The sequence below is a fragment of the Streptomyces sp. URMC 123 genome (assembly GCF_051386515.1).
GTDB lineage: Bacteria > Actinomycetota > Actinomycetes > Streptomycetales > Streptomycetaceae > Streptomyces.
Map to the genome: position 1 here is coordinate 1 of NZ_JBPQTV010000053.1, position 26,446 is coordinate 26,446.

Here is a 26,446-nt window from a genome sequence, read left to right on the forward strand (position 1 = left end):
TCCGCCTGCTGCCAGGAGACCGCCCTGGAGCGCTCGGAGCCCGCCTCTGGAACCACCGATTCAGCCCCACCGGGGCGTTCGGCGGAACCGGCCGCCTCCGGCCGGCTGCTCGTGCCGCTGTATGTCCACCCGGCCGAGGACCCGGCGGCCTGGCGGGCCCTGATCCGTGCCGCCCCCAGCCTGTACGGCGTCGTCCTCAACGTCGCCGACGGGCCGGGCACCGCCCCCGACCCCGTGTTCGCCGCGGCCGTGGGAGCGCTCCACGAGGCCAACGTGCTCACCCTGGGGTACGTCGACACCGGCTACGGCCGGCGCCCGTACCGCGCCGTGCTCTGCGATGTGCGGCGCCACCGCCGGTGGTACGCCACGTCCGGCGTCTTCCTGGACCAGGTGCCGGCGGACGCCGCGCTGCTGGGCCGCTACCGGATGCTGGCGCGCGGGGCCCGCGCCCTCGGCGCCCATACGGTGGCGCTCAACCCCGGTGTGCCGCCGGCCAAGGGCTACGGCCGGATCGCCGATCTGCTCGTCACCTTCGAGGGCGACTGGAGCATGTACCGTACGGTCGCCCGCCCGTCGCCGGCCTGGCTCTCGGCGCATCCACCGGAGCGCGTCTGCCACCTGGTGCACGGCGTGCCGGCGGGCCTGTGCGCCCTGGCGGCCCGGATGGCGGGACTGCGCGGCGCGGGCGTGCACTGCGCCGTGCCGGGCGGCGGCCCCAACCCGTGGCGAGCGGTGCCCCCGGCCGTGACCGCCGCCGCGCGCGCCCGGGAGGAGGACACCAGGTGATCGAGCGCGCGGGGCATCGGGCCGGCCCCCTGTCGCGGCTGACCGGCCTCGCCCTGGCACTGCTGCTGTTGCCGGTGCTGTCGGTGGCCGGCTGCACCCGGGCCGGCCCCGACGGCCCCGACGGCCCGAACGGCCCGCCCGGTGGGGCCGGTGGGCCGGCCCGTGTGGACGGCGGCGCGGGCCCCGGCACGGGCGCGGGCGCGCCGGCCGGGCGCTGGCGGCCCCGCCCCGGCACGCCGTGGCAGTGGCAGCTGAGCGGCCGGGTGGACACCGGCGTCGACGTCCCGGTGTACGACATCGACGGCTTCGAGAACGACGCCGACACCGTGCGCCGACTGCACGCGGCGGGGCGCAAGGTGATCTGTTACGTCAACGCCGGCGCGTGGGAGTCCTTCCGCCCGGACCGGGACGCCTTCCCGCCCACCGTGCTGGGGCGCGGCAACGGCTGGGAGGGCGAGCGCTGGCTCGACATCCGCCGGCTGGACGTGCTGCGCCCGCTGATGGCCCGGCGCCTGGACATGTGCCGGGCCAAGGGCTTCGACGCGGTCGAACCCGACCTCCTGGACGCCTACGCCCACCGCACCGGCTTTCCGCTGACCGCCCGTCACCAGCTCGCCTACAACCGCGTGATCGCGGACCTGGCCCACCGCCGGGGCCTCGCGGTCGGCCTCAAGAACGACCTCGGCCAGATCCCCGAGCTGGTGGCGGACTTCGACTTCGCCGTCAACGAGGAGTGCGCGCGGTACGGGGAGTGCGCGGCCCTGACGCCGTTCGTGGCGGCCGGCAAGGCGGTCTTCCACGTGGAGTACGCCGAGGAGCCGGCCCAGTTCTGTCCCACCGCCCGCCGCCTGGGTCTGAGCTCCATGCGCAAACGCCTCGCCCTGGACGCGTGGCGCCACCCCTGCGAACGGCACGCGAGCCCGCCCGGCACGGAAGGGGCGGAGGAGAAGGACAGCCCGCCCGGCGCGTGAGGGCCGGAGCCCCGGAAAGGCCCCGCCCGCCCGCTCGGAGGGGCGTGCGGCGCCCCCGGTAGGGTGCGGCACCGTGGCTGAATCATGGGTCAACCTCGCCGAACGCATCGGCTCCGACCTGCATCTGGAGCTGCCCGGCACCGGTGGCCGGCGTGCCGCGCTGATCCGCGCGCTGCGGGACGCCGTACGCGGTGGCCGGCTCGCCCCCGGCACCCTGCTGCCGCCGTACCGCTCCCTCGCCGCCGACCTCGGCGTGGCCCGGAACACCGTGGCCGACGCGTACGCCGAACTGGTCGCCGAGGGCTGGCTCACGGCCCGGCAGGGTTCCGGCACCCGGGTCGCCACCGGGCTCCGCACCGAGGGGGCCGGGACCGAAGCCGGGCGCGCCGCCCCGGCCGCGACACCCGGTGCGGCGGCCCGGCCCGTGCACGATCTACGGCAGGGGCAGCCGGACGCGGCCTCCTTCCCGCGCACCGCGTGGCTCGCCTCCGCCCGCCGGGCCGTGAACGCCGCGCCCCACGACGCCTTCGGCCCCGGCGACCCGCGGGGTCGGCCCGAGCTGCGGCGCGCCCTCGCCGCCTACCTGGCCCGGGTGCGCGGGGTGCGGACCGATCCGGACCGCGTCGTGGTGTGCTCGGGCTTCGCCCACGCCCTGCGCCTGCTGTTCGGCGGGGGCGTGCTCGGCGGCCCACTGGCGGTGGAGTCGTACGGCCTGCCCTTCCACCGCTCCCTGCTCGCCGCGGCCTCGGTCCGTACGGTGCCCCTCGCGCTGGACGACGACGGCGCGCGGGTCGAGGAGTTGGCCGCGCACGACGCCGTACGGGCCGTCCTGCTGACGCCCGCCCATCAGTTCCCCACCGGCGGGCCGCTGCGGCCGGAGCGCCGCGCGGCCGTCGTCGAGTGGGCGCGCGAGCGGGGCGCCCTGGTGCTGGAGGACGACTACGACGGGGAGTTCCGCTACGACCGGCGGCCCGTGGGGGCCGTGCAGGGCCTGGACCCCGAGCACGTGCTGTACCTGGGCTCGGTGAGCAAGAGCCTGTCGCCCGCGGTGCGCCTTGGCTGGATGGTGCTGCCCGAGCGCCTCGTGGACGCCGTGCTGGCGGCCAAGGGGGACCGGGAGGCGTGGACGGGGGTGACGGACCAGCTGACGCTGGCGGATCTCATCGAGTCCGGCGCGTACGACCGGCACGTCCGCCGGATGCGCCAACGCTATCGGCGGCGCCGCGACGCGCTGGTCACCGCCCTCGCCGAGCGCGCCCCGCACATCCGGCCGACCGGGGTCGCGGCCGGGCTCCACGCCGTGCTGCGGCTGCCGCCCGGCACCGAGCGGTCCGTGGTCCGGGCCGCGGCCCGGCGGGGCCTCGCCGTCGAGGCGCTGGCCGACTACCGCCACCCCGGGGCGGCCATGCCACCGCGCGACGGCCTGGTCGTGGGCTACGCCACCCCGCCGGAGCACGCGTACGCCGCGGCCCTGCGGGCCCTGTGCGAGGTCCTGCCGCCCGCGTCGCTCTGACGGGACGGAGGCCGCCGGCGGTGCCCGCCGGGCGGCGTGCCCCAGCGCGCTCCGTGGCTCCGGCGGGCGGCGTGCCCCGGCCGCTCAGGCGAGAATGCCCTCGATCATGGAGACATAGACGGGCGTGGGGAGCACGCGGGTCACCTTCAGGCCCGCCTCGGTGTAGAGGCCCTGGAACTCCTGGGGGGTGCGCTCCTTGCCGTTGAGCAGGACCATCATCAGCAGGTCGAGGGCCCAGCCGCGGTGCGGTTCGTTGTCCTCGGGCAGGACGGCCTCGACGACCAGGAGGCGCGAGCCCTCGGCCATGCCGTGGCGGACGGCCCGCAGGATGCGCACGCACTCCTCGTCGGTCCAGTCGTGCAGCACGGCCTTGAGGATGTAGATGTCCGCCCCCGCGGGCACGGAGTCGAAGAACGAGCCGGCCTCGGTGCGCCAGCGGCCCTCCAGTTCGGGGCCGTCCAGCAGGTGCTGCCGGACCACGGACTCCTGGTCGTAGAGGATGCCGCTGACCCCGGGGTTGCGGGCGAGTATCGCGCGCAGCAGCCCGCCGCGGCCGCCGCCCACGTCGACGACCGTGGCCCCCTCGGGGAAGTCGTAGTGGGACGCGATGGTGTCGTTGTCGGCGGCCGAGAAGGACGCCATGCCCCGGTTGAAGGCCGCGCCCTGCTCGGGGTTGCGCGCCAGATGGCCGAAGAAGGAGGCGCCGAAGACCTCGTCGAACACCGTCTCGCCGGTGCGCACCGCCTCGTGGAGCCGGGCGACGGGCCGCCAGAAGAGCTCCTCCCCCATGGTGACGACGCCGTCGCGGAGCGAGTACGGCGCGTCCGAGCGCAGCGGCTCGGCGAGCGGGGTCAGATGGAAGCGGCCGCCGGCGTCCTCGTGGAAGACGCCGGTGGAGGCGAGGAAGCGCAGCAGGCGCTCCAGATGGCCGGCGCGGGCCCCGCACAGCTGGGCCAGTTCGGCGGCGCTGCGCGGGCCGGTGGCGAGGTGGTCGGCGATGTCGAAGCGGGCCGCGGCATGGAGTGCGGCGGTGTGCAGGAAGCCCATGCTGCGCTCGGCCAACTGCCCGGCGTACAGCGCGGGGTCGGGCTGGTCGGAAGCCATTGGCAACCCCCCTGTCGACGCGGCCCGGCCCCCCGGCCGGGCGGTACGCGTGATCGGTGCCCACCCTGGCACGAAGGGAGCGGGGGTGTCATCAGGCCACCCTCCGCTCCCTGTGGAGCCCCGGTCCACGGCCCGCGGAGCGCCGCCGGTCCGACCGAACGGCGCGACCGTCACTCGACCTGGTTGCAGTACGGCAGTCCGGCCAGCGGCGCGTCGGTGAAGAAGTGCCGCAGCAGGTCGGTGAACTCCCCGGCGCGCTCCAGCATGACCATGTGACCACAGTCCTTGATCGTGGTGAAGCGGGCGTCGCCGCAGGCGCGGGCGAAGCGCCTGCCCTCCTCCGGCGGGGTCAGCGAGTCCGACTCACCGGTGAACACCAGCGTGGGGACGCGGGGCACGACCTGAGAGCGTTCGGCGCTGCTGAACGCGCCGAACGTCTCGTGCGCATGGCGCATCCGGGCCACGTTCTGCAGGTACTTGGCCACCTTGTGGCCGGGCAGGGTGCTCAGATGGTGGGTCACCAGCTTGGCGACGATCGTGGCGCGGCGGGCGCGGGGCGCGCCCTCGCCCCGCATCAGCAGGTCGATCATCTCGCGGGCGAAGTCCTCCTTCCGCCCCTCCTCCAGCACCCGGGCCAGGGCCATCACGTCCTCCCAGGCGATGCGCTTGCCGGGCCTGAGCGTGGCCATGCCGCTCAGGGCGAGCCGGGCCACCCGCCCGGGGTGGCGGTGCGCGAGCTCCCGGGCGATGAGGGTGCCGTACGAGCAGCCCACGGCGTTCACCGAGGGCATGTCGAGGCTCTCCAGCGCGTGGTGCAGCGCGTCGGCGAGGAACTCCGTGCCGTGGTCGGGCGGGAGCGGATCGGCCTCGCCGGAGCCGGGCAGGTCGATGGAGACGGTGGTGGCCCACTGACTGATCGCCAGTTCGTGCACCCGCCAGGCGTCCTTGTCCTGGATGAAGCCCCCGAGCAGGATCACGGGCTCGGTCAGGGCCCGGTCGCAGGGGGTCAGGCGGCACTCGTAGGAGAACCCCGCGTACCGGAACCGCTCGACGCGCGGCTCCGCCACCCGGGGTGTCTCGGCCAGTTCAGGCTGAAGCACTGTTCTTCTCTTCCATGGTCTTCTCCTCCATCAGGCGCACCACGTCGTCGAGCGTGCGGGCCCTGAGGAGTTCGTCGAAGTCGACCGTCACGCCCGGGTCGGTCTCCAGCGCGAAGGAGAGCTCCACCAGGAACAGGGAGTCCACGCCGAGCGACTTCAGCGTGGCCTGCGGGTGGATCAGCTCGGGCTTCACCCGGAACTTGCTGGTCAGCGTGTTCACCAGCGTGTCGTACATCTCGTTGTCTCCCGTGGGTGTCAAGCGGGCGTGGTGCTCAGGCGAGGGCGGCGAGGTGCGGCCACTCGAGGGTGACGGCGGCCCAGGCGAGCCCGGCGCCGAAGGCCGGCAGCAGCACCCGGTGACCGGCCTTCAGGTCCCCCGCGCCCTGGGCCTGGTCGAGCAGGACCGGAATGGACGCGGCGGAGGTGTTGCCGACGTGTTCGATGTTGGACAGGACGCGGTCCGGCGCGATGCCGAGCCGTTCCACCAGGAGGGCGATGATCCGGGCGTTGGCCTGGTGCGGCACGACCCGGTCCACCTCCTCGGCCTTCCAGCCGGCGGCGTCCAGGGCCTGCCGGGAGGCGGCCTCCATGCGCACCACGGCATGGCGGAACACCTCCGCCCCCATCATCCGCAGATGCGGGTCGGCCTGCGCGTCCGCCGCGGTTCGCGCGGCGGGCCCGGCGCCGGGCACACGGGCCCGTGAGCGGTCCTCGGTCGCGCCGCCGCGCACGGTGATCAGGTCGCGGCCGTGGCCGTCGCTGCCCAGCACACAGGGCCCGAGGCGGCCGGGCTCGCCGGGGGTGCCCGCGCGCAGCACCACCGCTCCCGCGCCGTCGCCGAACACCGGGCGGGTGCCGACGTCCTCGGGGTCGAGATAGGCCGACATGCGGTCCGCCCCGATCACCAGCGCGCTCTCGACGGTGCCGGCGGCGATCAGCCCCTGGGCGATGCCCAGCCCGTGGATGAACCCGGCGCAGGCGGCCTGGACGTCGAAGGCGGCGGCCCCGGCGAGGTCCAGGCGGGCCGCGACGTGGGGGGCGGTGCCGGGGCAGATCCGGTCGGGCGAGGTGGTGGCCAGGACGACCGCCGACACGTGGTCGGCCCCCGCGGAGCGCAGCGCGGCGCGGCCGGCCGCCACGGCGAGGTCCCCGGTCGTGGTGCCCGGCTCGGCGATGTGCCGGGACCTGATGCCGGTGCGCGTGTATATCCAGTCGGCGGGCTTCCCGAGGAGATCACCCAGCTCTTCGTTGGTCACCCGGTGCGGTGGCAACCACGATCCGACGCCGGCCAGCACAGCCGTCGGCATAGACACACGCCCCTTTGTCCCCGCGGTGTCGAACGCGGGACTCATGGAGTACGGAGGAGGACGGAGACAAGACGATTCGGAGGAATGGAGAGGTATGGGGGGATATGGAGGGTATTCGAAGGAAGCGGGAGCCGAGACGGAGCGCCGGAACGGAGGGCGGATCGCTCCGCGCCGTCCCGACGCCCGTCTCGACCTTGGTCCACGCTAGAAGCCGGGTCAGCCGGGTGCACAGGCTTAACCGTGAATGCGCCCCCCTTCACCCTGCTCGAATACTCCGCGCGCTCGCCCGAAGGTGTGACTTCTGGTGCTTTGACGCATGAGTGGGGCGCTGGTTGACATGGCAGGATGCGGGCGTGATTCATGATCGAATAGCCCGGCGCCCCGCCACTCCTCCGGCGCGCCGCTCACCCGCGCCCCGCCGCTCCCCCGGACTCCGCCGTTCGGCCCTGCTCGGACCGGCGCTGTTATCCGCGTCGGCCCTGCTGCTGACCCCGGCCGCGCCGGCGCACGCCTTCGGCACCGTCAACGCCCTGGGTCAGCACGCCGAGCACGAACGCATCACCCGCGCCGCCCTGGCCTGCGCGCCCGGCACCTCCCCCGCGGCCGACGACTGCTTCCAGCCCCGCTCGCTGGACCAACTCGCCGGCCGCAGCCGGAGCTTCGGCGCCATCGGCGCCCCCGACACGGACGAGGTGCTCAACCCCGCCGCGCACTGCGACAACGCCGACTTCCTGGCCGTGCCCGGCTATCCGCGCACCCGCGAGCAGGCCACGGCGGCGCTGCGCGAGTGCGTCTCCCATCTGCGCAAGCGCTTCGCCGAGGGAGTGGCCGCCGCCGGCGGCGTGCTGGGGGACGACGGCACGGTGCTGCCCGCGCAGACCGGGCTGCGCCGGGACTGCTCCTTCACCCTGGGCATCCCCGGCCGCAACAAGTGCGAGGCGCTGGAGGGCCTGGGCCGGGCGCTCCACGGGGCGCAGGACTTCTACGCGCACAGCAACTGGACCGACCGGCACGACGCGGCCCGACCCCTCGGCCTCGACAACCCGCCCGGACTCGACCGGCCGGCGCCCTCCCCGCTGCTGAACCTGACCACCGACCGGCCGCCGCACGCGACGGCCGTGCCGGAGGCGTTCACCACCGGCTGCTTCTCCGTGCTGATCGTCGGCTGTTCGCGGCGGATCGGGCACGGCGGGCTGAACAAGGACACGGGGGCGGTGGACGCCCTCACCGGCGCCACCGGGGCCGCGGGCTCCCCGCGCGGCGCGCTGGCCGGCAACTTCGGGCGCGCGGTCGCCGGCGCGGTCACCGAGACCCGGCGGCAGTGGGCGGACTTCCGCGCGGCGCTCGTCCGCGCGCACGGGAAGGAGCGCGGGGCGCGCATCGCCTGTGCGCTGACGCACGACGAGCCGGCGCGCGACTGCGGCTGACGCGCCCCCTCGTAGCGCTCGCTCCCGGGTCCGGCGTTCGCTTGCGGGCCCGGCGCTCACTCCAGGGCCCGGCGCTCGCTCCCGGGCCCGCCGCGCGGCGGGCCCGGACTGCGGGATCGGGGCGGACGTGCGAAGGTCGGGAGACATGACCACGAATCATCCGGAACCCGAACCGGAACCGGAGCCGCACGACACCCCTCGGGTCGAGCCCGGCCCGGTGCCGCCGAGCGAGACGCCCGAGGGGGAGGACAGCACCTCGGGGGCGGGCCCCCGGGAGACGTACAACCCCACCAAGGGCTGGGCCAAGGGCCCGCTCTTCCTGATCCTGCTGGTCGTCGCGCTCTGCGCCGCCTTCTTCCTGGCCTACGCCGTCACCCTGATGCTGTGAGGCGCACGTACCCTCCGCACCCGTGTCCACGCCCTCGCCCGATCGTGTGAGCGGCGTGTTTGCCGGTCCGGGCGCCGGGCACCCGTGCCCGTCCGACGTGATCGCTACCGGAGGTGACGACCATGACCGAGCAGAGCCGGCAGGACCCGGGGAAGAAGTACCCGCGCCCGGAGTTCCCCCAGCAGGACCAGCCGCACCCCGGCGACACCGAGCGCATGGAGCCCCGCCCCGACCACGGGGAGGACTCGTACCGGGGCAGCGGCAAGCTGCGCGATCGCCGCACCGTGATCACGGGTGGCGACTCCGGCATCGGCCGCGCGGTGGCGCTGGCCTTCGCCCGTGAGGGCGCGGACGTCCTCTTCACCCATCTGGCCGAGGAGGAGAAGGAGGCCGAGGAGACGGCCCGGCTGGTGAGAGAGGCGGGGCGCCGCGCGGTGCCCGTGGCCTGCGACATCCGCGAGGAGGCCGCCTGCCGGGACCTCGTGGACCGCGCGGTGGCGGAGTTCGGCCGGATCGATGTGCTGGTGAACAACGCCGCCTATCAGATGTCGCGGCCCGAGGGCATCGAGGCCATCCCCACCGAGCAGTTCGACCGGGTCCTCCGGACGAACCTGTACGCGATGTTCTGGCTGTGCAAGATGTCACTGCCGCACATCCCGGCCGGCGGCAGCATCATCAACACCACCTCGGTGCAGGCGTACAAGCCCAGCCCGCATCTGCTGGACTACGCCACCACCAAGGGCGGGATCGTCACTTTCACCCAGGGCCTGGCCGGCCAGCTGGCCGAGCGGGGCATCCGGGTCAACGCCGTCGCGCCGGGGCCGGTGTGGACGCCGCTGATCCCCGCCACCCTCCCCGACACCTCCTCGTTCGGGGAGCAGAGCCCGCTGAAGCGGCCCGCGCAGCCGGCCGAGATGGCACCGGCGTACGTCTTCCTCGCCTCCGAGGACGCGAGTTACATCACCGCCGAGGTGCTCAACGCCACGGGCGGCACGCCACTGCCCTGATTCGGCCATCGGCTCCCCCTCGGCTCCCCCCGTGCCGTACGGTGCCCGTGCCCCCTGAAGGCGTCCCGGAAGGCGGTCCGGAGGGCGGCGGGGCCGAGCGGAAGGCCATCCACCGAGCGGATGTCCGGTGAACGGCGACCATGGAACAATGTGGGCGGGAATAGCCGTTCGGACACGTGCTGGCGGGTCTCTTCGGCCGGCCCCTCCCGGACGTTCACACGGGTGACCTGACGGGTGATTCTCAGGACGAGGGGCTTTGATGACGGACACCGCGAGTTCGGGTGCGGGGCGGCGGCGGACCACGGTCCGCGACCGCCCGGCGACGGCTGCCCACGGCCAGGTGGGAGAGCCGGAGCTGCGACAGCTGCTGGCCGGCCTCACCGCCGTGCGCGACGGCGACTTCGGCACCCGGTTACCGGCCGACCGCGACGGCCTGCTGGGCGAGATCGCGACCGTCTTCAACGGCATGGTGGACCAGCTCTCGCAGTTCACCTCCGAGGTCACCCGGGTGGCCCGCGAGGTGGGCACCGAGGGCCGGCTCGGCGGCCAGGCGGAGGTCCCGGGGGTCGACGGCACCTGGAAGGACCTCACCGACTCGGTCAACGCCATGGCCGGCAATCTCACGACCCAGGTCCGGGACATCGCCCAGGTCGCCACGGCCGTGGCCAAGGGCGATCTGTCGCAGAAGATCACCGTGGACGCGCGCGGCGAGATCCACGAGTTGAAGAACACCATCAACACGATGGTCGACGAGCTGTCCTCGTTCGCGGACGAGGTCACCCGCGTGGCGCGCGAGGTGGGCACCGAGGGCATCCTCGGCGGCCAGGCGCGCGTGCCGGGCGTCGGGGGCACCTGGCGCGACCTGACCGACTCGGTGAACTTCATGGCGGGCAACCTGACCGCCCAGGTGCGCTCCATCGCCCAGGTGGCCACCGCCGTGGCGCAGGGCGATCTGACCCGCAAGATCGATGTCGCCGCCCGGGGCGAGATCCTGGAGCTGAAGACCACCATCAACACCATGGTCGACCAGCTGTCCTCGTTCGCCGCCGAGGTCACCCGGGTGGCCCGCGAGGTGGGCACCGAGGGCCGGCTCGGCGGCCAGGCGGACGTCCAGGGCGTCTCCGGCACCTGGAAGGACCTCACGGAGTCCGTCAATGTGATGGCGGACAACCTCACGGCCCAGGTGCGCTCCATCGCCCAGGTGACCACCGCGGTCGCGCAGGGCGATCTCTCGCAGAAGATCCGGGTGGACGCGCGCGGCGAGATCCTGGAGCTGAAGGAGACCATCAACACGATGGTCGACCAGCTCTCGGCATTCGCCGACGAGGTGACCCGGGTGGCGCGCGAGGTCGGCACCGAAGGCAACCTGGGCGGTCAGGCCACGGTCCGCGGGGTGTCGGGCACCTGGAAGGACCTGACCGACAACGTCAATGTGATGGCGTCCAACCTGACCAGCCAGGTGCGGTCCATCGCGCAGGTGGCCACCGCCGTGGCGCGGGGCGATCTGTCGCAGAAGATCACGGTGGAGGCCAAGGGCGAGGTCGCGGGGCTGGCCCGCGCGATCGACACCATGGTGGACACGCTGTCGGCGTTCGCCGGCGAGGTGACCCGGGTGGCCCGCGAGGTGGGCACCGAGGGCATCCTCGGCGGCCAGGCGCAGGTGCCGAACGTGGCGGGCACCTGGAAGGACCTGACCGACAACGTCAACTCGATGGCGAACAACCTCACCAACCAGGTACGCAACATCGCCCAGGTGACCACCGCCGTCGCCCAGGGCGACCTCACGCTCAAGATCGATGTGGACGCCCGGGGCGAGATCCTGGCGCTCAAGACCACCATCAACACCATGGTCGACCAGCTCTCGGCGTTCGCGGCCGAGGTCACCCGGGTGGCGCGGGAGGTCGGCAGCGAGGGCCGGCTCGGCGGCCAGGCCGAGGTGGAGGGCGTCTCCGGCACCTGGAAGCGGCTGACGGAGAACGTGAACGAGCTGGCGGGCAACCTCACCCGTCAGGTGCGGGCCATCGCCGAGGTGACCAGCGCGGTCGCCGAGGGCGATTTGACGCGCTCCATCACCGTGGACGCGTCCGGCGAGGTCGCCGAGCTCAAGGACAACATCAACTCCATGGTCCAGTCCCTGCGCGAGACCACCCGGGCCAACCAGGAGCAGGACTGGCTGAAGACCAACCTGGCGGGCATCTCGGGGCTGATGCAGGGCCGCCGGGACCTGGCCGTGGTGGCCGACCTCATCATGGACGAGCTGACGCCGCTGGTCGGCGCGCAGTACGGCGGCTTCTACCTGGCCGAGGACGCCCCGGACGGCACCCAGTTGCGGCTGATCGCCTCGTACGGGCACCCGGACGACACGGCGGCGGCGGGCGCGCGGCCGGTGCGGTTCCGGCTCGGCCAGTCGCTGGTGGGCCAGGCGGCGCGCAGCCGTCGCACGATCGCCGTCGACGAGCTGCCGGCCGGCTATGTCACCATCTCGTCCGGCCTGGGCTCCGCGGTGCCCACGAGCCTGATTGTGCTGCCCATCGTCGTCGAGGAGCAGGTGCTCGGGGTGATCGAGCTCGCGTCGGTGACCCCGTTCACCCAGATCCACCGGGCGTTCCTCGACCAGCTGATGGAGACCGTCGGGGTCAACGTCAACACCATCATCGCCAACGCCCGCACCGATGAGCTGCTCGTCGAGTCGCAGCGGCTGGCCACCGAGCTGCAGGTCCGCTCGGAGGAGCTCCAGGTCCAGCAGGAGGAGTTGCAGCGGTCCAACGCGGAGCTGGAGGAGAAGGCGGCGCTGCTCGCCTCCCAGAACCGCGACATCGAGGCGAAGAACCTGGAGATCGAGCAGGCCCGGCAGGAGCTGGAGGACCGCGCCCAGCAGCTGTCCCTCGCCTCCAAGTACAAGTCGGAGTTCCTGGCCAATATGAGCCATGAGCTGCGCACCCCGCTCAACAGCCTGCTGATCCTCGCGCAGTTGCTGGCCCAGAACCCCAACCGCAACCTCACTCCCAAACAGGTGGAGTACGCCGGGGTGATCCACTCGGCGGGCTCCGACCTGCTCCAGCTGATCAATGACATCCTCGATCTGTCGAAGGTCGAGGCGGGCAAGATGGACATCGCCCCCGAACGGGTGCCGCTGCGCCGGCTGCTCGACTACGTCGACGCCACCTTCCGCCCGCTGACCGGGCAGAAGGGCCTGGACTTCCGGATCAGCGTGGCGCCGGGAGTGCCGTCCGAGCTGGTCACCGACGACTCGCGGCTCCGCCAGGTGCTGCGCAACCTGCTGTCCAACGCGGTGAAGTTCACCGAGACGGGGGCGGTGGAGCTGCGGATCGCCCCGGCGGCGGAGTCCGACCTTCCGCAGTCGGTCCGCGGCCACGGCCCGGCCCTGGTGTTCCGGGTCCTGGACACCGGCATCGGCATCGCCGAGCACCAGCTGGAGGCGATCTTCGGGGCGTTCCAGCAGGCCGACGGCACCATGAGCCGCAAGTACGGCGGTACGGGCCTGGGCCTGTCCATCAGCCGGGAGATCGCGCATCTGCTCGGCGGCGCCATCCACGCGGCCAGCACCCCCGGGGAGGGCAGCACCTTCACGCTCTATCTGCCCGTCGCCCGGTTCACCGACGTACCGGAGTCGGCCGGTGGCCAGGAGGGGCAGACCGGGCCCGAGGGGCAGCAGGGGCAGGGGGCCGAGCGGTCGCCGGTGCCGCAACAGCCGGCGCCCGACGCGGCGGTGGCCCAGCGCCGGCTGCTGGTCATCGAGGACCGGCCGCGCGGGCTGCTGTCGCTGGTGGCCGAGAGCGCGCTCGCCGACCTCGCCGACCACCGGGGGCCGGCCGACCCGCGCGGCCCGGTGCGCATGCGGACCGCCGTCGGGCCGGAGGAGGCGACCGCCGCCCTGGCCACCGAGTCGTACCACTGCGTGGTGCTGGAGCTCGACATGCCCGACGACTCCGCCATCCGGTTCCTGCACGCCCTCGACGGCGACCCGGCGCTGCGGCAGGTGCCCGTACTGGCCCACCACAGCCGCCGGCTGGACCCGCGGCAGGAGAAGCTGCTGCAGGAGCGGGCCCGCAACCAGCCGCTCGAACTGCTGCCCAGTCTGGACGAGCTGCGGGAGCGGATCGCGCTGCATCTGATGGCCGAGCGGCCCTCGGACGTCCTTCCGCTGGTCCGGCCGGCCGCGCCGGTGCCGGCCGTGCCCGAGCCCGTGGCGGCGGAGGAGGCGCCGGACGGCGATCTGGCCGGGCGCACGGTGCTGGTGGTCGACGACGACGCGCGGAACGTCTTCGCGCTCACCGGCATTCTCGAACTGCACGGCATGCTGGTGCGGCACGCCGACAACGGCCGCGAGGGCATAGAGGCGCTCGCCCGGGACGACGGCAGCATCGAGCTGATTCTGATGGACGTGATGATGCCCGCGATGGACGGCCACGCGGCGACCGCCGCGATCCGCGCCATGCCCGAGTACGCCGATCTGCCGATCATCGCGGTGACGGCGAAGGCCATGGAGGGCGACCGGGAGAAGAGCCTGGCCGCCGGCGCGAGCGACTACATCACCAAGCCGGTCGACGCCGACGCGCTCGTGGCCTGCATCCGCCGCTGGCTGCGCCGATGACCGCCACCCGGCGGGACGGCCGCGACCACGCGCGCGGCGGGCGGGCCATCCCCGGCGGCCCGCCCGGGCCGGCCGAGCCGGCGGTGGCCGCCGAGGCGGCCGAGCCACCGGGGGTGCCCGAGCAGGCCCGAGCGTACGGGGTGCCGCGGCCCGCCGCGGGCTCCGCACCGGCCGGGGCGCCCGGGGGGCCTGAGGCGTATGCCCCGGCGGGCCCTGGCAACGCCGGAACGGCCGAGCCGACGGCGCCTGCCGCGGCGGCCGTGCCACCCGGCGCCCCCGGGCCCGCCGGTGCGTACGAGCCCACCGGGAATGGCCGGCGGGTGGAAGACTCCAGGCCGACCGGGAACGCCGGGTCTCCTGGGAGGCCCGGGCCGGCCAAGGCGTACGGGCCCACGGGGACTTGCGGGTCGCGTAGGGACCCTGGGGACGCCGAGGCGTACGAGCCCCTCGGGAACGCCGGGACGCGGCAGAACGCCGGGGCCGCCGAGCCGGTGGCGCCTGCCGCGGTTCCAGGGCAGGCCAGGGCCTGTGGGGCCACCGGGAGCCCCGGGAACGCCGAGGCTTCCGGCGACGCCGAGGCCCCCGCGGACGCCCCCGGGGAGGGCGGCGAGCCGGCCGGCCGGGGCGTGGAGGCGCTCGCCGTCGTGGTCGAGCGGCTGCGCCGGGACATCGCGCTGGCCCAGCGCTCGGCCGACGCCAAGGTGATGATCGCGCTCGCCGCCGGCATCCTCGTGGAGCGCGGCCACGGCGGCCCCTCCGAGGCCGCCCGGCACCTGGAGCGGCTGGCGGAGGCCGCCCGGCTGCCGCTGCTGGAGCTCGCCGCGGACATCGTCAACGCCGCCGCCCGGGACGCGGTCGCGGAGGCCTGTCCGGTGACGCCACCGGCCGGCAGCGGCCGGCGCGTGCCGCCCTCCGTGCTGCGGCTGCGGTCCGCCGAGGCGAGCGCGCTGGGCAGCGACCCGCAGACCGCCACCGAGTCGCTGCTGGCGCAGGCGCTGGCGCCGCTCGGGGCCGGCGCCCTCGCCCTGTGGGCCGCCGGCGCGGACGGGTCCGTCACCCTGGCCGGGCACGCCGGCTTCCCCCCGGGGGAGGCGGAGCGGTGGCGCTATGTGCCGCCCGGGGTGCGCACCCTCGCCCAGCGCGCTCTGACGTCCCGTCAGCACCACTGGTACGACAGCCCGCCCGCCGACGCCCTGAGCATCGGCCACTCCCCCGGCGCCGCCGGTGGCTCCCGGTCCGTGCTGCCCGCCCGGGTCGCCGGGCGGGTCCTCGGCGTGCTGGAGGTGTGCTGGCCATGCCCTCGGCCGCCGCTGCCCGCCGCCGCCCAGCGGCAGATGGCGGCGCTGGCCGACATCGCGGCCCATACGCTGTCTGAGCCCCGCGCGGCGGCCTCGGGTGCCGCCGTGGAGCAGTCCGGCGGCCCCGGCTCCATGGCCGGCCTCGCCGAGGGCCTGCTGGACGCGGCGCTGGTGCTCCAGCCCGTGCTCGACGACGGCGGAGAGGTCGCCGACTTCCGTATCGCCCACGCCAACGAGCACTTCAGCGACCCGGCCGGGCGGGACCGGACGGCGCTGATCGGGATGCGGCTGCTGGAGGCGTACCCGCTGTCCGCCGAGGACGGCGGGCTCTACGAGCGGGCGGTGCGCGTGCACTCCACCGGTGAGCCGTTCCGCGCGGAGCGGATGGTGGTGGGCGCGCTGATCGAGGGCGAGCCGACGCGGGCGCTCGCCGCGGTGGGCATCGGCCGCCACGGCGACGCGGTGCTGCTCACCTGGCGGGTCGAGGACGAGGCGCGGCGGCTGGCCGCGCTGTCGCCGCACGCCCAGCGGCTGGCCCGGATCGGCGGGTTCGAGGAGAACCTGGTGACCGGCGAGATTTTGTGGAACGCGGAGCTGTTCGCCCTGCACGGGCTGGAGCCGACGGCCGCTCCCCTCCCCCTGGAGCGGCTGGGCCAGCGCGCCCACCCCGACGACTCGGTGGCCGTGGGGCGCTTCCTCCGGGCGGTGCTGCACCACCGGCAGCCCGCCTCGACCGTGTTCCGGCTCCGGCGGCCGGACGGCATCGTCCGGCACATGCGGGTGGTGGCCGAGCCGGTCACCGGGCCGGGTGGCACGCTCGTCGCCCTGCGCGGCGCCTACCAGGACGTCTCCGCGCAGCACTGGACGGAGGTGGCGCTCGCCGCCACCCGCGACCGGCTGGCGGACTCCGAGGAACTCGCGGCGGAGCGCGACCGGCTGGCCCTCGAACTGCAGCGGGCCATCATGCCGCACGCGCCGGCCCCGTTCGACGCCTCGGGGCTGCGGGTCGCCGTGCGCTACCGGCCGGCCGAGAAGGACCATTTGGTGGGCGGGGACTGGTACGACGCCGTGGTGCTGCCCAGCAAGCGGGTGCTGCTCGCGGTCGGCGACGTCGCGGGCCACGGCATCGAGGCCGCGAAGGGCATGGTCGTGCTGCGCAACGCGCTGCGCGGGCTCGCCGTCACCGGCGCCGGGCCGGCCCGGCTGCTGGGCTGGCTCAACGCCGTGGCCCACCATCTGGCGGAGCAGGTGACGGCCACCGCGGTGTGCGGGATCTACGATCCGCGGACCCGGGTGCTGCGCTGGGCCCGCGCGGGCCATCCGCCGCCCGCGCTGGTGCGCGACGGCGTGGCCACCGCCCTCCCCCTGCCCCCCGGCATCCTGCTGGGGGCGCTCGCCGAGGCGCACTACGAGGAGCGCGAGCTGCCCCTGCGGGACGGGGACCGGCTGCTGATGTACACCGACGGCCTCATCGAGCGCCGCGACCGCTCCGTCGAGCGGTCCCTGGAGCAGTTGCTGACCGCCGTGGGAACGCCCGCCCTCGATCTGGACGAGCATCTGGACCGGCTGCTGACCCACAGCCGCTCGGACACCGACGACGACACCTGTCTGATCGGCATCCAGCCCGGCTGACCGGCCGGCGGCGCGCCTGACCTCGCCAGCGCCCCGGCCGGCCGACGGCGCCGCAGGTCACCGGCGTACGGGCGGCGTACGGTGCCCTTGTACGATCGGGGCACCATGCTGAACACAGTCGTCCGCCATCTGCGCTGCCCCCACTGCGGTGAGCCGCTGGCCGAGCGCGGGCCGGCGCTCGGCTGCTCCGGCGGGCACAGCTTCGACATCGCGCGACAGGGCTATGTGAACCTGCTGTCCGGGGCGACGAAGCTCAGCGCCGACACCAGGGAGATGGTGGACGCGCGGGCCGCCTTCCTCGCGGCGGGCCACTACCGTCCCATCGCCGAGGCGCTGGTGGCGCTCGCGCGCGCGACGGCCGACCCGGCGGTGCCCGGCTGCGTGGCCGACATCGGCGGCGGCACCGGCTACTACCAGGCCCGGCTCATGGACGCGTTCCCCGGCGCCGACGGGGTGCTGCTGGACATCTCCAAGTTCGCCGCGCGGCACGCCGCCCGCGCGCACCCCCGGATCGGCGCCGTGGTGGCCGACGCCTGGCGGGACCTGCCGCTGCGGGACGGCACGGCGTCCCTGGTGCTCAACACCTTCGCGCCGCGCAACGGCCCCGAGCTGCGGCGCGTGCTCGACCCGCGGGGAGCCCTGCTGGTGGTCACGCCCCGCCACGACCACCTCCGGGAGCTGATCGGGGCGCTCGGTCTGCTGCGGGTCGACGAGCGCAAGGAGGAGCGGCTGACCGCCGCGCTGGCGCCGTACTTCTCCGTCGTCGCCTCCGAGCGGCTGACGCGGACCATGAGTCTGGACCACGACGCCCTGGCCCTGCTGGTCGCGATGGGGCCGAACGCGTGGCACCAGGGGTCGGGGGATCTGCGCGAGCGGGTGGCCGCGCTGCCCTCGCCGTGCGAGGTCACGCTCTCGGTGGCGCTCACCGCGTACCGGCCGCTGCCCTGAGGCCCTGTCCCGCGCTTCCGAAGGCGGCCTCGGGCCACGTCGCGCTCCGCTGTCGGCCCCCGCTCCGCTGCCGGCGCGCGATCGCCTGCCGGGCGGCGCCCGGCTCGGCTCCGGCGCCCGGCTCGGCCTTGGCGCCCGCTCAGCTCTTCGGCGCCGTCATATGGAGCCGGAGGGTGAGCCCGCTGGACCAGGCGCGTATTTCGACGAGGTCGCACAGCTGGTGGATCATCCACAGGCCGCGGCCGCCGTTGGCGGCGGCCGGGGCGGGCCGGCGGCGCCCGGCGAGCAGCTCGGTGAGCCGGCCCCGGTCGTGGATCTCCGCGGTCCAGCCCCCGGCGTCGTTCCAGAGCCGGAGGGTGCCGCTCCCCCCGCCGTGGGCGACGGAGTTCCCCGCCGCCTCCGCCACGGCGATCACGAAGTCCGTGCGGCGCGCGGTGTCCAGCCCGGTGCGGTCCGCCCAGTCGTCGGCGTGGCGCCTCACCAGCATCAGCTCGTCGGCCGTGAAGCGGAAGGCGAGGGCCGCGGGCGGCGGCGGGGCCAGGGGGCGGTCGCAGTCGGCGCTCACCCGGGCCGGGTCGGTGTAGCGGTCGCTGGACCACTCCCGACCGCTCTCGATCAGGGTGGGGTGGGTGCGGTACGCGTCCGCCACCACCTCCTCGGCCAGCCCCGCCGTGTCGTACGGGCACAGGATCGTCGCCGGCCGGCCGGTGAAGGCGGCGTTGATCAGCGCCTCGTGGCGGGTCGCCTCCAGCACCTCGGCCGTGGAGCGCTCGGCCCAGATGGGCTCGCCGACGATGCTGACCGGGCCCGGGTGGCGGTCGGCGAAGTCCTGGAGCGCGGCCAGGATGCGGCCGGGATTGCGCCCCATCTCCGTCATGTCGCGGCAGTCGACGGCGTCGGCGAGCGCGCCCAGGCCCTCGCGGAGCATGTGCAGCCGGTCGCCGGGGACGGCGACGAGCACCGGACGCCCGGCTTCCAGGGCGGTGCGGACGAAGCCGCCCACCCCGTCGAGGTACTCCGTGGTGTCGCGGTAGAAGAGGGCCGGGTGCACAAAAGGATCGGCGACCGGCGGGTCGGCGACCGCGGGTGCGCTGGTCACTCCTGCACCCCTCCCCCCACGGTTCGTCCCGCGGCTCTCCCCGCAGTGTTCCCCGCGGTGTTTCCCTCAGTCCTCCCCGTCTTCCCCGCGGCGCCCGTCGCAATCCTTTCCGCCGCGATCCCCGCGCCGTGCGCCGTGCGCTCCCGCGTACCGGGGCCGCCGGCGGTGGTGTGGGGCCCGGCGGCGTCGAAGACGGCCGGACAGGACAGATCCATGTAGCGCGGCTCCCCGTGAAAGTGGTCCGACACCGCTTGCGCCGCCCGCGGCCCCGGAACGTGTCCTCGGCGGCGCGGTCGGGCTCCGGGCACAACCCACCTTGGCACTCGGGTGCGCGCGGTGCCAGATGCCGTCGGCCGCCGCTGCCTCCCCCACGGTACCGTCCGGCACCCGGCGACCGGCCCGCCGATGGCTTCGCTGTGAGCGATCGCGGAGGTCAGCGCAGCCGGGGCAGCATGTCGCGCGCCGCGTGGCTGAGCACCCGGAGATCGTCGGCGAAGCGCTCCCGGTGCGCGGCGGGCAGCGGGTCGAGGAAGCAGCGCTGAATGTTCTCCACATGGACCCGGGCCGCGCGTACGGCGGTGGCCTCGCCGTGGTCGGTCAGGCGCACCAGCCGGCCCCTGCGGTCGCCCGGGTCCGGGGCGCGGGTGACCAGGCCGGCCGCCTCCATGCGGTCGATCAGCCGGGTGACCCCGCCGGTGGTCAGCACCTGCTCCTGGGCGATGCGCCGCATCGGCAGGCCCGGCGCGCCGGCCCGGCCGAGGATGAGCAGCACCTCGAACATCAGATGGCTGATGCCGCACTCCTCCTCGATGGCGCGGCCCAGGATGTACTCCAGGCGGTTCGCGGCCCCCTGGAGCCGTCCGAACGCGAGCACCCGGGCGTCGTTCGCCGCCTGCTCCGCCGTGGCGATCCCGGTGTCCTCCGCCATCCGCCGCACCCCTTCCGACCCGCGCCGACCGGCCCCCGGCGGACCGGCTCCCGTCGGCGGGGCGGCCGGTCAGGACGCAGTCTCGCACGGGCCGTCCGGACCGGCGGGCGCCGGGTCGGCCCCCGCGCCCCACCGCGGCCCGGCCGGTCGCCAAGGTCAGCCGGGCATCGCGCTCGGGTCCATGAAGACGACCTCCCAGAGGTGGCCGTCGAGGTCCTGGAAGGACCGGGCGTACATGAAGTCCTCCTCGTCGGGGTCGCGCGTCTGCCGGCCGCCGGCCCGCAGCGCCCGGTCGGCCAGTTCGTCGACGCGCTCCCGGCTGTCGACGCCGAGGGCCACGATCGTCTCGGTGGTGCGGCCGGCGTCCGCGATCTCCTTGGGGGTGAAGGTCGCGAAGAACGGCTCGACGAGCAGCATCGCGTAGATGCCGTCGTCGATGACGAGGCAGGCGGCGTTCTGGTCGGTGAACCGGGAATCGAACGAATAACCGAGCTCGGTGAAGAACGCCTTGGACCGCTCCAGGTCCTTCACGGGGAGGTTGACGAAGATCTGTGTGCTCATGGGGCCTCATCTCCGGTGAGTGACGGGTCCGCCGCCGTACGGGCCGCGTCCGCGCCGCGGCGGCGGGTGTACGCGGTGGGGCGGCCGCACGGTGCCGGGTGTACGCGGTGGGGCCGTGCGGCGGCGGTCTCCGTTCACGCCCGGCGGGCCACGGTCACGGTCGCGGGGCGCAGCCGGTGGTCGCCGTCGCCGTAGCCGGGGCGCAGCACCCGCAGCACGGTGCCGGGTTCGGTGTTCGGGTCCTCGATCGCGCCGGCCATCTCGTGCCGGGCCGGGTCGAAGGGCACGCCCTCCTCGGCGTGGCGTGCGTAGCCGAGGGCGGCCAGGATGCCGACGGCCCGGTCGTGCACCTCCTCCACCTCCGCCAGCAGGGGGCCGGGGCCCAGCTCGGCGTGGGCCAGGAGGAGTTCGAGGCCGTCGACGACGGGCAGCAGGGCCGCGGCCGTGCGGTCGCGCTCGGCGGCGCGCTCCCGGTCCAGCTCCTCGGCGTGGCTCCTGCGCAGCCGGTCGAGGTCCTCCAGGGCCCGGCGCCAGCGGTCCTGGATCTCGGCGAGGGCCCCGGCGTGGGCGGTGTGCCCGTGGCCGGCCGCGCCCTCGGCCCCGTTCCGCGCGGGCGGCTCGGGCGCCGGCGGGTGCTCCTTGGGGCCGAGCGACGTCTCCGCGTCGGCCTGCTGTTCGGGGGGCGGCACGGGGGCGGAGCGGCCCTCGGGCGGCGGGTCGGGTTCCCGGTAGGGGTGGGTGGACATGGAGAGGTTCACCTCGTGTCGCTCGTGGCATCGACTGCCTGGCTCATCGGTGACTCCTTCGCCTTCCCGGCGAACGCCCGGCCACGCTCCGGCCGACCGCGCTCCGGCAGTCCGTTCGGCCGCCCCTCTCCAGCCTGTCGCCATCGGGCCGAGTGCGCGATTCGGACCAGGCGAAACGTTCCTACGCCCGAATGGGTGAGCACGCCGCGCGCGCCGGTCCGCGAGCGGGCGCGGCGGTACGCTCATGGCCAAATCTGTGAACGCCGCTCCACCACCGCGCGCGCCGATCGGTGCCGACGGCCACGGGGCGGCCACCGGGTGAGGAGTCCGGGATGCGCCACGGACAGGCATTGCGCGACGCGGTCGGCACCGGTGGGGTCACTCCGCTGATCGGCGTCTACGACATGTACTCGGCCTCCCTCGCCGCCCGGCACTACGACGGCCTCTTCGTCTCCGGATTCGGCTTCTCCGCCTCGTACTACGGCCTGCCCGACGTCGGCTTCGTCGCCTGGCCCGACATGGTCGCCTTCGTGGAGCGGCTGCGCTCGGCCCTGCCCGGCCACCATCTGCTGGTGGACATCGACGACGGCTACGCGGACCCGGAGGTGGCCCGCCATGTGGCCCGGCGGCTGGAGCGGGTCGGGGCGTCCGGGGTGGTCCTGGAGGATCAGAAGCGCCCCCGCCGGTGCGGGCACGCCGAGGGGAAGCAGATCCTGCCGCTGGAGGAGTACCTGGAGAAGCTGGAGCTGGTGCTCGACGGCCGGGACGACCTGTTCGTGGTGGCGCGCACGGATGCCACGGACGAGGCGGAGATGCTGCGCCGCGCGGCGGCCCTGGCGGCCTCGGGCGCGGACGCGGTCCTGGTCGACGGCGTGCGCAGCGTGGAGGCGCTGCGGGCGATCCGCGCCGCGGCCGGGGCGAAGCCGCTGGTGTTCAACCAGATCGCGGGCGGGAAGTCACCGCGGCTGTCGCTGGCCGAACTGGCGGAGCTGGGCGTGGACGTCGCCCTCTACAGCACGCCGTGCCTGTTCGCGGCGCACGGCGCGATCGACGCGGCGCTGGTGGAGCTCAAACGGTCGGACGGGCGCCTTCCGGAGGCCCGGCCGGCCCCGGGCGGGGCGCCCGCCGCGGTGATCGGCGTGCGCGGGTCCACGGAGCTGCTGGAGAAGAACCTCGGCGGGCTGGAGCCGGAGCGCTCGGGCGTGGCCGGCTGAGGCCGTGCGGTGGTGCCCGGCCGCTCGGGGCGCCCGTCACCGGGACGCGGTGACGGGCTCAACGGGACGCGGTGGCAGGCTCCGGGGACGCGGCGACGGGCTCCGGGGAGACGGTGACAGGCTCCTGCTGTACGCGGGCGGGCTCCCGGGGCGCGGTGCCCGCCGCCGGGGGACGGCGGGTGGCGGCGACGGCCACTCCGGCCAGCACGATCAGCCCGCCGATGCCCGCCAGCGGGGTCGGCAGGGCGCCCAGCAGCACCGCGTCCAGGGCGAGGGCCGCCACCGGCACCGCGTACAGGACCAGGGAGCCGGTGGACGCGGGCACCGCGCGCAGCACCCCCGACCAGGTCGCGAACGCCAGCGCCGTGCAGCCGACGCCGAGCCAGACGACCGCGGCCGACTGTCCCGCGCCGGCCGCCACGGCCTGGTGGACGGCGCCCGGGGCGAAGAACAGCAGGGGCAGCAGCGCGAAGAGGCTGCCGTAGAACACGCACTCCACTCCGGAGTAGCGGTTCAGCAGCGGCTTCTGGAGGATGAACGAGGTGGCCTGGGCCGCCGCGGCCAGCACGATCAGGGCCATGCCGGCGTGCGAACCGCCCCCGTCGCCCGCGGTCATGGCGACGACGAGCGCCCCGCCGAGGGCGATGACGAGACCGGCGACCCCGCGGGGACCGGGCCGCTCCCGGAGGACCAGCATGCCCAGCGCGGTGGCGAACACGGGCGAGGTCGCCACCAGCATCGCCGCGGTGCCGCCCTCGACATGGCGCTCGCCCGCGTAGAGCAGGAGCTGGTAGGCGGTCATGCCGGTGAGCCCGAAGGCGGCCAGGCGCGGCAGGTCGGCGGCGCGGGGCGGCCGTACGCGCCCGATCAGGGCGAGCGGGATCAGCGGCAGCAGCCCGACGGCCAGCCGCCAGACGGCGATGGCCGTCGGCGAGTAGCCCTCCAGGGCGATGCGGATCGCGGGGAACGCCGAGCCCCACAGGACCGCCGTCGCGGCCATGGACTTCCACGGCGTCGCCGTACGACACTCGCCCACCGGGAGACACCACCCTTCGACAGGAACGGCGAAGCGGGAGCGGCCGTGGCCGCTCCTCGCCTCAGGGGATCTCCAGGCACGCTACGCACTCTTGTTCCATAAGTCGAATAACGTATTCCATCAATGGATCAAAGGAATCCTTGGGGCGGCCTTCCTCGCGTCGGTCGGCCGCCGGGCCCGGAGGGACACGCATGCCCGAGACCAGGAACGTGCTCGCCGTCATCGCCCCGCGGGTGGGCGGTCGCTCCGCCGCCGCGCCCCTCGCGGCCCTGTTCGAGGGCCGCGCGGAGATCACCGTCGTGGAAGCGGCGGAGGAGGACCCGGCGGCCCTCGCGCGAGCACACGTACTGATCACCGCCCTGGGCGCGGTGACGGAGGAACACCTGGCCGCCGCGCCCCGTCTGGAGCTGATCCAGTGCGCCGGGCACGGCCATGACACCGTGGACGTGGCGGCCGCCCACCGCCGGGGCGTGACCGTGTGCACGATCGGCTCCAGCGGCGCCGAGGCGGGAACGGTCGCCGAGCAGACCTTCGCCCTGATGCTGGCGCTGGCCAAGCGGCTCGTACCGGCCCATCTGGCGCTGACCCGCGGCGACTGGGCCCTGCCGCGCCTGCAGCAGTCGCTCACCGAACTGTCCGGCAAGACCCTGGGCATCGTCGGCCTCGGCGCCATCGGGCGCGAGGTCGCCCGCCGGGCGGCCGCCTTCGACATGACCGTCCGCTACGCCGGTCCCCGGCCCGCTCCGGCGGAGGTCGAGCGGCGGCTCGGGGTCAGCCGGGCCGACCTGGACGACCTGTTGCGCGAGAGCGACTACGTCTCCCTGCACGCCCCGCTCGACGGGACGACGCGCCATCTGCTCGACGCGCGGCGGCTGGCGCTGCTCAAACCCACCGCGTTCGTGATCAATACGGCGCGGGGGGCGCTGATCGACCAGGAGGCACTGGCCGAGGCGCTGGAGACCGGGCGGATCGCCGGGGCGGGCATCGATGTGTTCGACCCCGAGCCGCCGGGCGCGGATCTGCGGCTGCTGCGGGCCCCAGGGGTGGTCCTCTCGCCGCACGTGGGCGGGGTGACCCGGGAGACGCTGGTACGCATCGCGCTGGCGGCGGTCGGGAACGTGCTCGACCATCTGGCCGGGAAGCCGCCGCGCGACGTGGTCGAAGCGCGGCCGGGGGCCTGACGCTCCTGTCGCGTGCGCGGCGGGTACCGGGCGCCGGGCGCCGGACGCCTTGGCGCCGGGGAGGCGACCGGGGGCGTACGACGTGGGGCGGGCGCCGGGGGCGCACAACGAGATGTCGCCGTGGCGTACGGCGGTCAATGTTTCGCTCCGGCGGCAACAGAACAGGCCGGCGAGCCGTTCCCCTCCGCAGGACGTCGGCGGCGGTCCGGGCGTCGTCGGAGAACTGCGGGTTTCGCCGCCGCACCCGTTGTGGTGGGCGTGGTGGTGTGCATCATCAGGATGGCGTACCCGGTGTCCGGCCACGCCCTGGCGGTCGCCCGGGAACGCGCGGGGGCGCACGAACGAGGCCCGGGTGCGAGCCGGCGGGGAGGCTCCATCGCGGTGGATTCGGTGTGCGGTGTGCGGGGGCGGGAGCGCGGGCGACAGCGCGGTGTGCGTCCGCTTGCCGGGGAGCGCCAGGGGGCGAGGGGGAAGCGGCATGACCAGTGGCATGACCGGCGGCGGGGCCGGCACCGGGGAAGCCGGCGCGAGGCCGGGCGGGGTCGTGAGGCCCGACAAGGGCACGGCGCCGGGCAGGGGCGCGAAACCGGATACGGGGCTGGGGTACGGCAGCGGCCCCGGCTCTCCCCCTCGGGGGACCCCGTGAGCTCCGCCATACGGTCCCTCCGCGCCGTCCTCGCCCTGGCCCTGCTCGCCGGCTTCTACGCCCTGGCCGCGGCCTTCGTCCTGCTCGACCTGCTGCTCGTCCTCGGGCCCGTCCTCTGGGCGCCCGACGGCGAACAGCGCTTCGTCAACGGCTCGCGCTCGTTCGTCCTCGCCCTCGGCAGCGTGCCCGTACTGCTCGCCCTGGGGCGGGCCGTGGCCGCGGTGAGCCGCCCCGCGCCCGTCCCCGAGGGGGCCGTACGGGTGCCGCCGAGCGAGGTGCCGCGGCTGTGGGAGACGGTCCGCGAGGTGGCCCACGAGATGGGCCTGCGGCCCCCGGACGCGCTCCACCTCACCGCCGAGGCGGACGCGGCGGTCCGCGAGCACGGCCCGATGCTGGGGCTGAGACCGGGCCGGCGGCATGTGTACGTGGGGTTGCCCCTGCTGATGTGCCTGACGCGGGATCAGCTGCGGGCCGTGCTCGCCCACGAGTTCGGCCACCTCGGCCGGGGGCGCACCCGGTTCGGCGCGGTGGTCCACCGCTGTGCCGTCGCGCTGGGGACCGGCGCGGGCCGGCCGCGCCACTCGTCCTCGGCGCGCGACGGCCTCCCCTTTCCGATGGGCGGTCCGGTGGGCGGTCCGATGGGCGGCGTGTTGCGGGTGCTCGCGCGGGCCTTCGACCGGTTGACGTTCCCGCTGCGGCGGCGCCAGGAGTTGGAGGCCGACGAGGCGGCCGCGGCGCTGGCCGGCCGCGCGGTGGCGGCGGCCGCCCTCCGGTCGCGTGCCGACATCGCGGTGGCGTGGCGGCGCTTCTCGGAGGTCTGGCTGCGCCCCTCGGCCGCGGAGGGCATCCGGCCCGACGACCCGTTCCGCGCGTTCCGTTGGCTGATGGACCGGCTCCCCGGCCGGCCCGTGGCCCGTGGGCCGGCCGCCACGGGCCCTG

21 protein-coding genes are annotated in these 26,446 nt (G+C 75.0%); 12 read left to right on the plus strand and 9 right to left on the minus strand.

Features of this window, described 5'->3' with window-relative positions; genetic code table 11:
* The first annotated feature begins 105 nt into the window (after positions 1–105).
* The 3 genes from ACSNOD_RS09735 (at position 106) to ACSNOD_RS09745 (ending at position 3,270) form a co-directional block, all read left to right on the plus strand.
* Positions 106–786 carry a spherulation-specific family 4 protein gene (locus ACSNOD_RS09735; protein ID WP_436766427.1) on the plus strand — a complete coding sequence of 227 codons (681 nt, stop codon included), beginning with the start codon at positions 106–108 and terminating at the stop codon, positions 784–786.
* Complete coding sequence (locus ACSNOD_RS09740) at positions 783–1,757, plus strand: endo alpha-1,4 polygalactosaminidase (protein ID WP_436766407.1); 975 nt, start codon at positions 783–785, stop codon at positions 1,755–1,757. Before ACSNOD_RS09735 ends, ACSNOD_RS09740 begins: the two co-directional genes overlap by 4 nt.
* Positions 1,758–1,830: 73 nt before the next feature.
* A complete protein-coding gene (locus ACSNOD_RS09745) occupies positions 1,831–3,270 on the plus strand; it encodes a PLP-dependent aminotransferase family protein (protein ID WP_436766408.1) in 1,440 nt (479 codons plus the stop codon).
* An 84-nt stretch (positions 3,271–3,354) separates the two neighbouring features.
* Here the strand turns inward: ACSNOD_RS09745 and ACSNOD_RS09750 are convergent, their stop codons facing one another.
* From ACSNOD_RS09750 to ACSNOD_RS09765, 4 genes are all read right to left on the minus strand, one after another.
* The gene (locus tag ACSNOD_RS09750) at positions 3,355–4,374 is read right to left on the minus strand and encodes a methyltransferase (protein WP_436766409.1); all 1,020 of its coding nucleotides are present in this window, start codon (positions 4,372–4,374) and stop codon (positions 3,355–3,357) included.
* Positions 4,375–4,544: 170 nt separating this feature from the next.
* Positions 4,545–5,474 (minus strand): alpha/beta fold hydrolase, encoded by a 930-nt coding sequence (locus ACSNOD_RS09755; protein WP_436766410.1) that lies wholly within the window; start codon positions 5,472–5,474, stop codon positions 4,545–4,547.
* The gene (locus tag ACSNOD_RS09760; RefSeq protein WP_436766411.1) at positions 5,461–5,733 is read right to left on the minus strand and encodes an acyl carrier protein; all 273 of its coding nucleotides are present in this window, start codon (positions 5,731–5,733) and stop codon (positions 5,461–5,463) included. Before ACSNOD_RS09760 ends, ACSNOD_RS09755 begins: the two co-directional genes overlap by 14 nt.
* Positions 5,734–5,746: 13 nt before the next feature.
* The gene (locus ACSNOD_RS09765) at positions 5,747–6,781 is read right to left on the minus strand and encodes a beta-ketoacyl-ACP synthase III (protein WP_436766412.1); all 1,035 of its coding nucleotides are present in this window, start codon (positions 6,779–6,781) and stop codon (positions 5,747–5,749) included.
* A 353-nt stretch (positions 6,782–7,134) separates the two neighbouring features.
* Here ACSNOD_RS09765 and ACSNOD_RS09770 point away from each other — a divergent pair, with 353 nt between their 5' ends.
* From ACSNOD_RS09770 to ACSNOD_RS09795, 6 genes are all read left to right on the plus strand, one after another.
* On the plus strand, positions 7,135–8,208 hold the full coding sequence (locus ACSNOD_RS09770) for a CinY protein (protein ID WP_436766413.1): 1,074 nt from the start codon (positions 7,135–7,137) through the stop codon (positions 8,206–8,208).
* Positions 8,209–8,353: 145 nt separating this feature from the next.
* Positions 8,354–8,596 carry a DUF6480 family protein gene (locus ACSNOD_RS09775; RefSeq protein WP_436766414.1) on the plus strand — a complete coding sequence of 81 codons (243 nt, stop codon included), beginning with the start codon at positions 8,354–8,356 and terminating at the stop codon, positions 8,594–8,596.
* A gap of 122 nt (positions 8,597–8,718) precedes the next feature.
* Positions 8,719–9,603, plus strand: coding sequence for an SDR family oxidoreductase (locus tag ACSNOD_RS09780; RefSeq protein WP_436766415.1), 885 nt, complete (start codon positions 8,719–8,721; stop codon positions 9,601–9,603).
* A 259-nt stretch (positions 9,604–9,862) separates the two neighbouring features.
* Positions 9,863–14,218 (plus strand): HAMP domain-containing protein, encoded by a 4,356-nt coding sequence (locus ACSNOD_RS09785; protein WP_436766416.1) that lies wholly within the window; start codon positions 9,863–9,865, stop codon positions 14,216–14,218.
* Between the two features lie 491 nt (positions 14,219–14,709).
* A complete protein-coding gene (locus ACSNOD_RS09790; RefSeq protein WP_436766417.1) occupies positions 14,710–17,148 on the plus strand; it encodes a SpoIIE family protein phosphatase in 2,439 nt (812 codons plus the stop codon).
* 105 nt (positions 17,149–17,253) lie between these two features.
* On the plus strand, positions 17,254–18,096 hold the full coding sequence (locus ACSNOD_RS09795) for a putative RNA methyltransferase (protein ID WP_436766418.1): 843 nt from the start codon (positions 17,254–17,256) through the stop codon (positions 18,094–18,096).
* Positions 18,097–18,235: 139 nt separating this feature from the next.
* Here the strand turns inward: ACSNOD_RS09795 and ACSNOD_RS09800 are convergent, their stop codons facing one another.
* The 4 genes from ACSNOD_RS09800 to ACSNOD_RS09815 form a co-directional block, all read right to left on the minus strand.
* Entirely contained in the window at positions 18,236–19,195 is a 960-nt protein-coding gene (locus ACSNOD_RS09800) for an anti-sigma factor RsbA family regulatory protein (RefSeq protein WP_436766419.1), read from the minus strand.
* A gap of 433 nt (positions 19,196–19,628) precedes the next feature.
* A complete protein-coding gene (locus ACSNOD_RS09805; protein WP_436766420.1) occupies positions 19,629–20,123 on the minus strand; it encodes a MarR family winged helix-turn-helix transcriptional regulator in 495 nt (164 codons plus the stop codon).
* Between the two features lie 156 nt (positions 20,124–20,279).
* Positions 20,280–20,684, minus strand: coding sequence for a VOC family protein (locus ACSNOD_RS09810; RefSeq protein ID WP_436766421.1), 405 nt, complete (start codon positions 20,682–20,684; stop codon positions 20,280–20,282).
* A 134-nt stretch (positions 20,685–20,818) separates the two neighbouring features.
* Positions 20,819–21,430: a nucleotide exchange factor GrpE gene (locus ACSNOD_RS09815; protein ID WP_436766422.1), complete on the minus strand. Its 612-nt coding sequence runs from the start codon at positions 21,428–21,430 to the stop codon at positions 20,819–20,821.
* Between the two features lie 332 nt (positions 21,431–21,762).
* Between ACSNOD_RS09815 and ACSNOD_RS09820 the strand changes: the two genes are divergently transcribed.
* Positions 21,763–22,644, plus strand: a complete 882-nt coding sequence (locus ACSNOD_RS09820; protein ID WP_436766423.1) for an isocitrate lyase/PEP mutase family protein — start codon at positions 21,763–21,765, stop codon at positions 22,642–22,644.
* Positions 22,645–22,702: 58 nt separating this feature from the next.
* Here ACSNOD_RS09820 and ACSNOD_RS09825 read toward each other — a convergent pair whose 3' ends face one another.
* On the minus strand, positions 22,703–23,644 hold the full coding sequence (locus ACSNOD_RS09825; protein WP_436766424.1) for a DMT family transporter: 942 nt from the start codon (positions 23,642–23,644) through the stop codon (positions 22,703–22,705).
* Between the two features lie 227 nt (positions 23,645–23,871).
* Here ACSNOD_RS09825 and ACSNOD_RS09830 point away from each other — a divergent pair, with 227 nt between their 5' ends.
* Both ACSNOD_RS09830 and ACSNOD_RS09835 read left to right on the plus strand, forming a co-directional pair.
* Positions 23,872–24,861 (plus strand): 2-hydroxyacid dehydrogenase, encoded by a 990-nt coding sequence (locus tag ACSNOD_RS09830; RefSeq protein WP_436766425.1) that lies wholly within the window; start codon positions 23,872–23,874, stop codon positions 24,859–24,861.
* Positions 24,862–25,503: 642 nt separating this feature from the next.
* Positions 25,504–26,446: M48 family metallopeptidase (locus ACSNOD_RS09835; protein WP_436766426.1), on the plus strand; the 943-nt coding region annotated here is incomplete at its 3' end.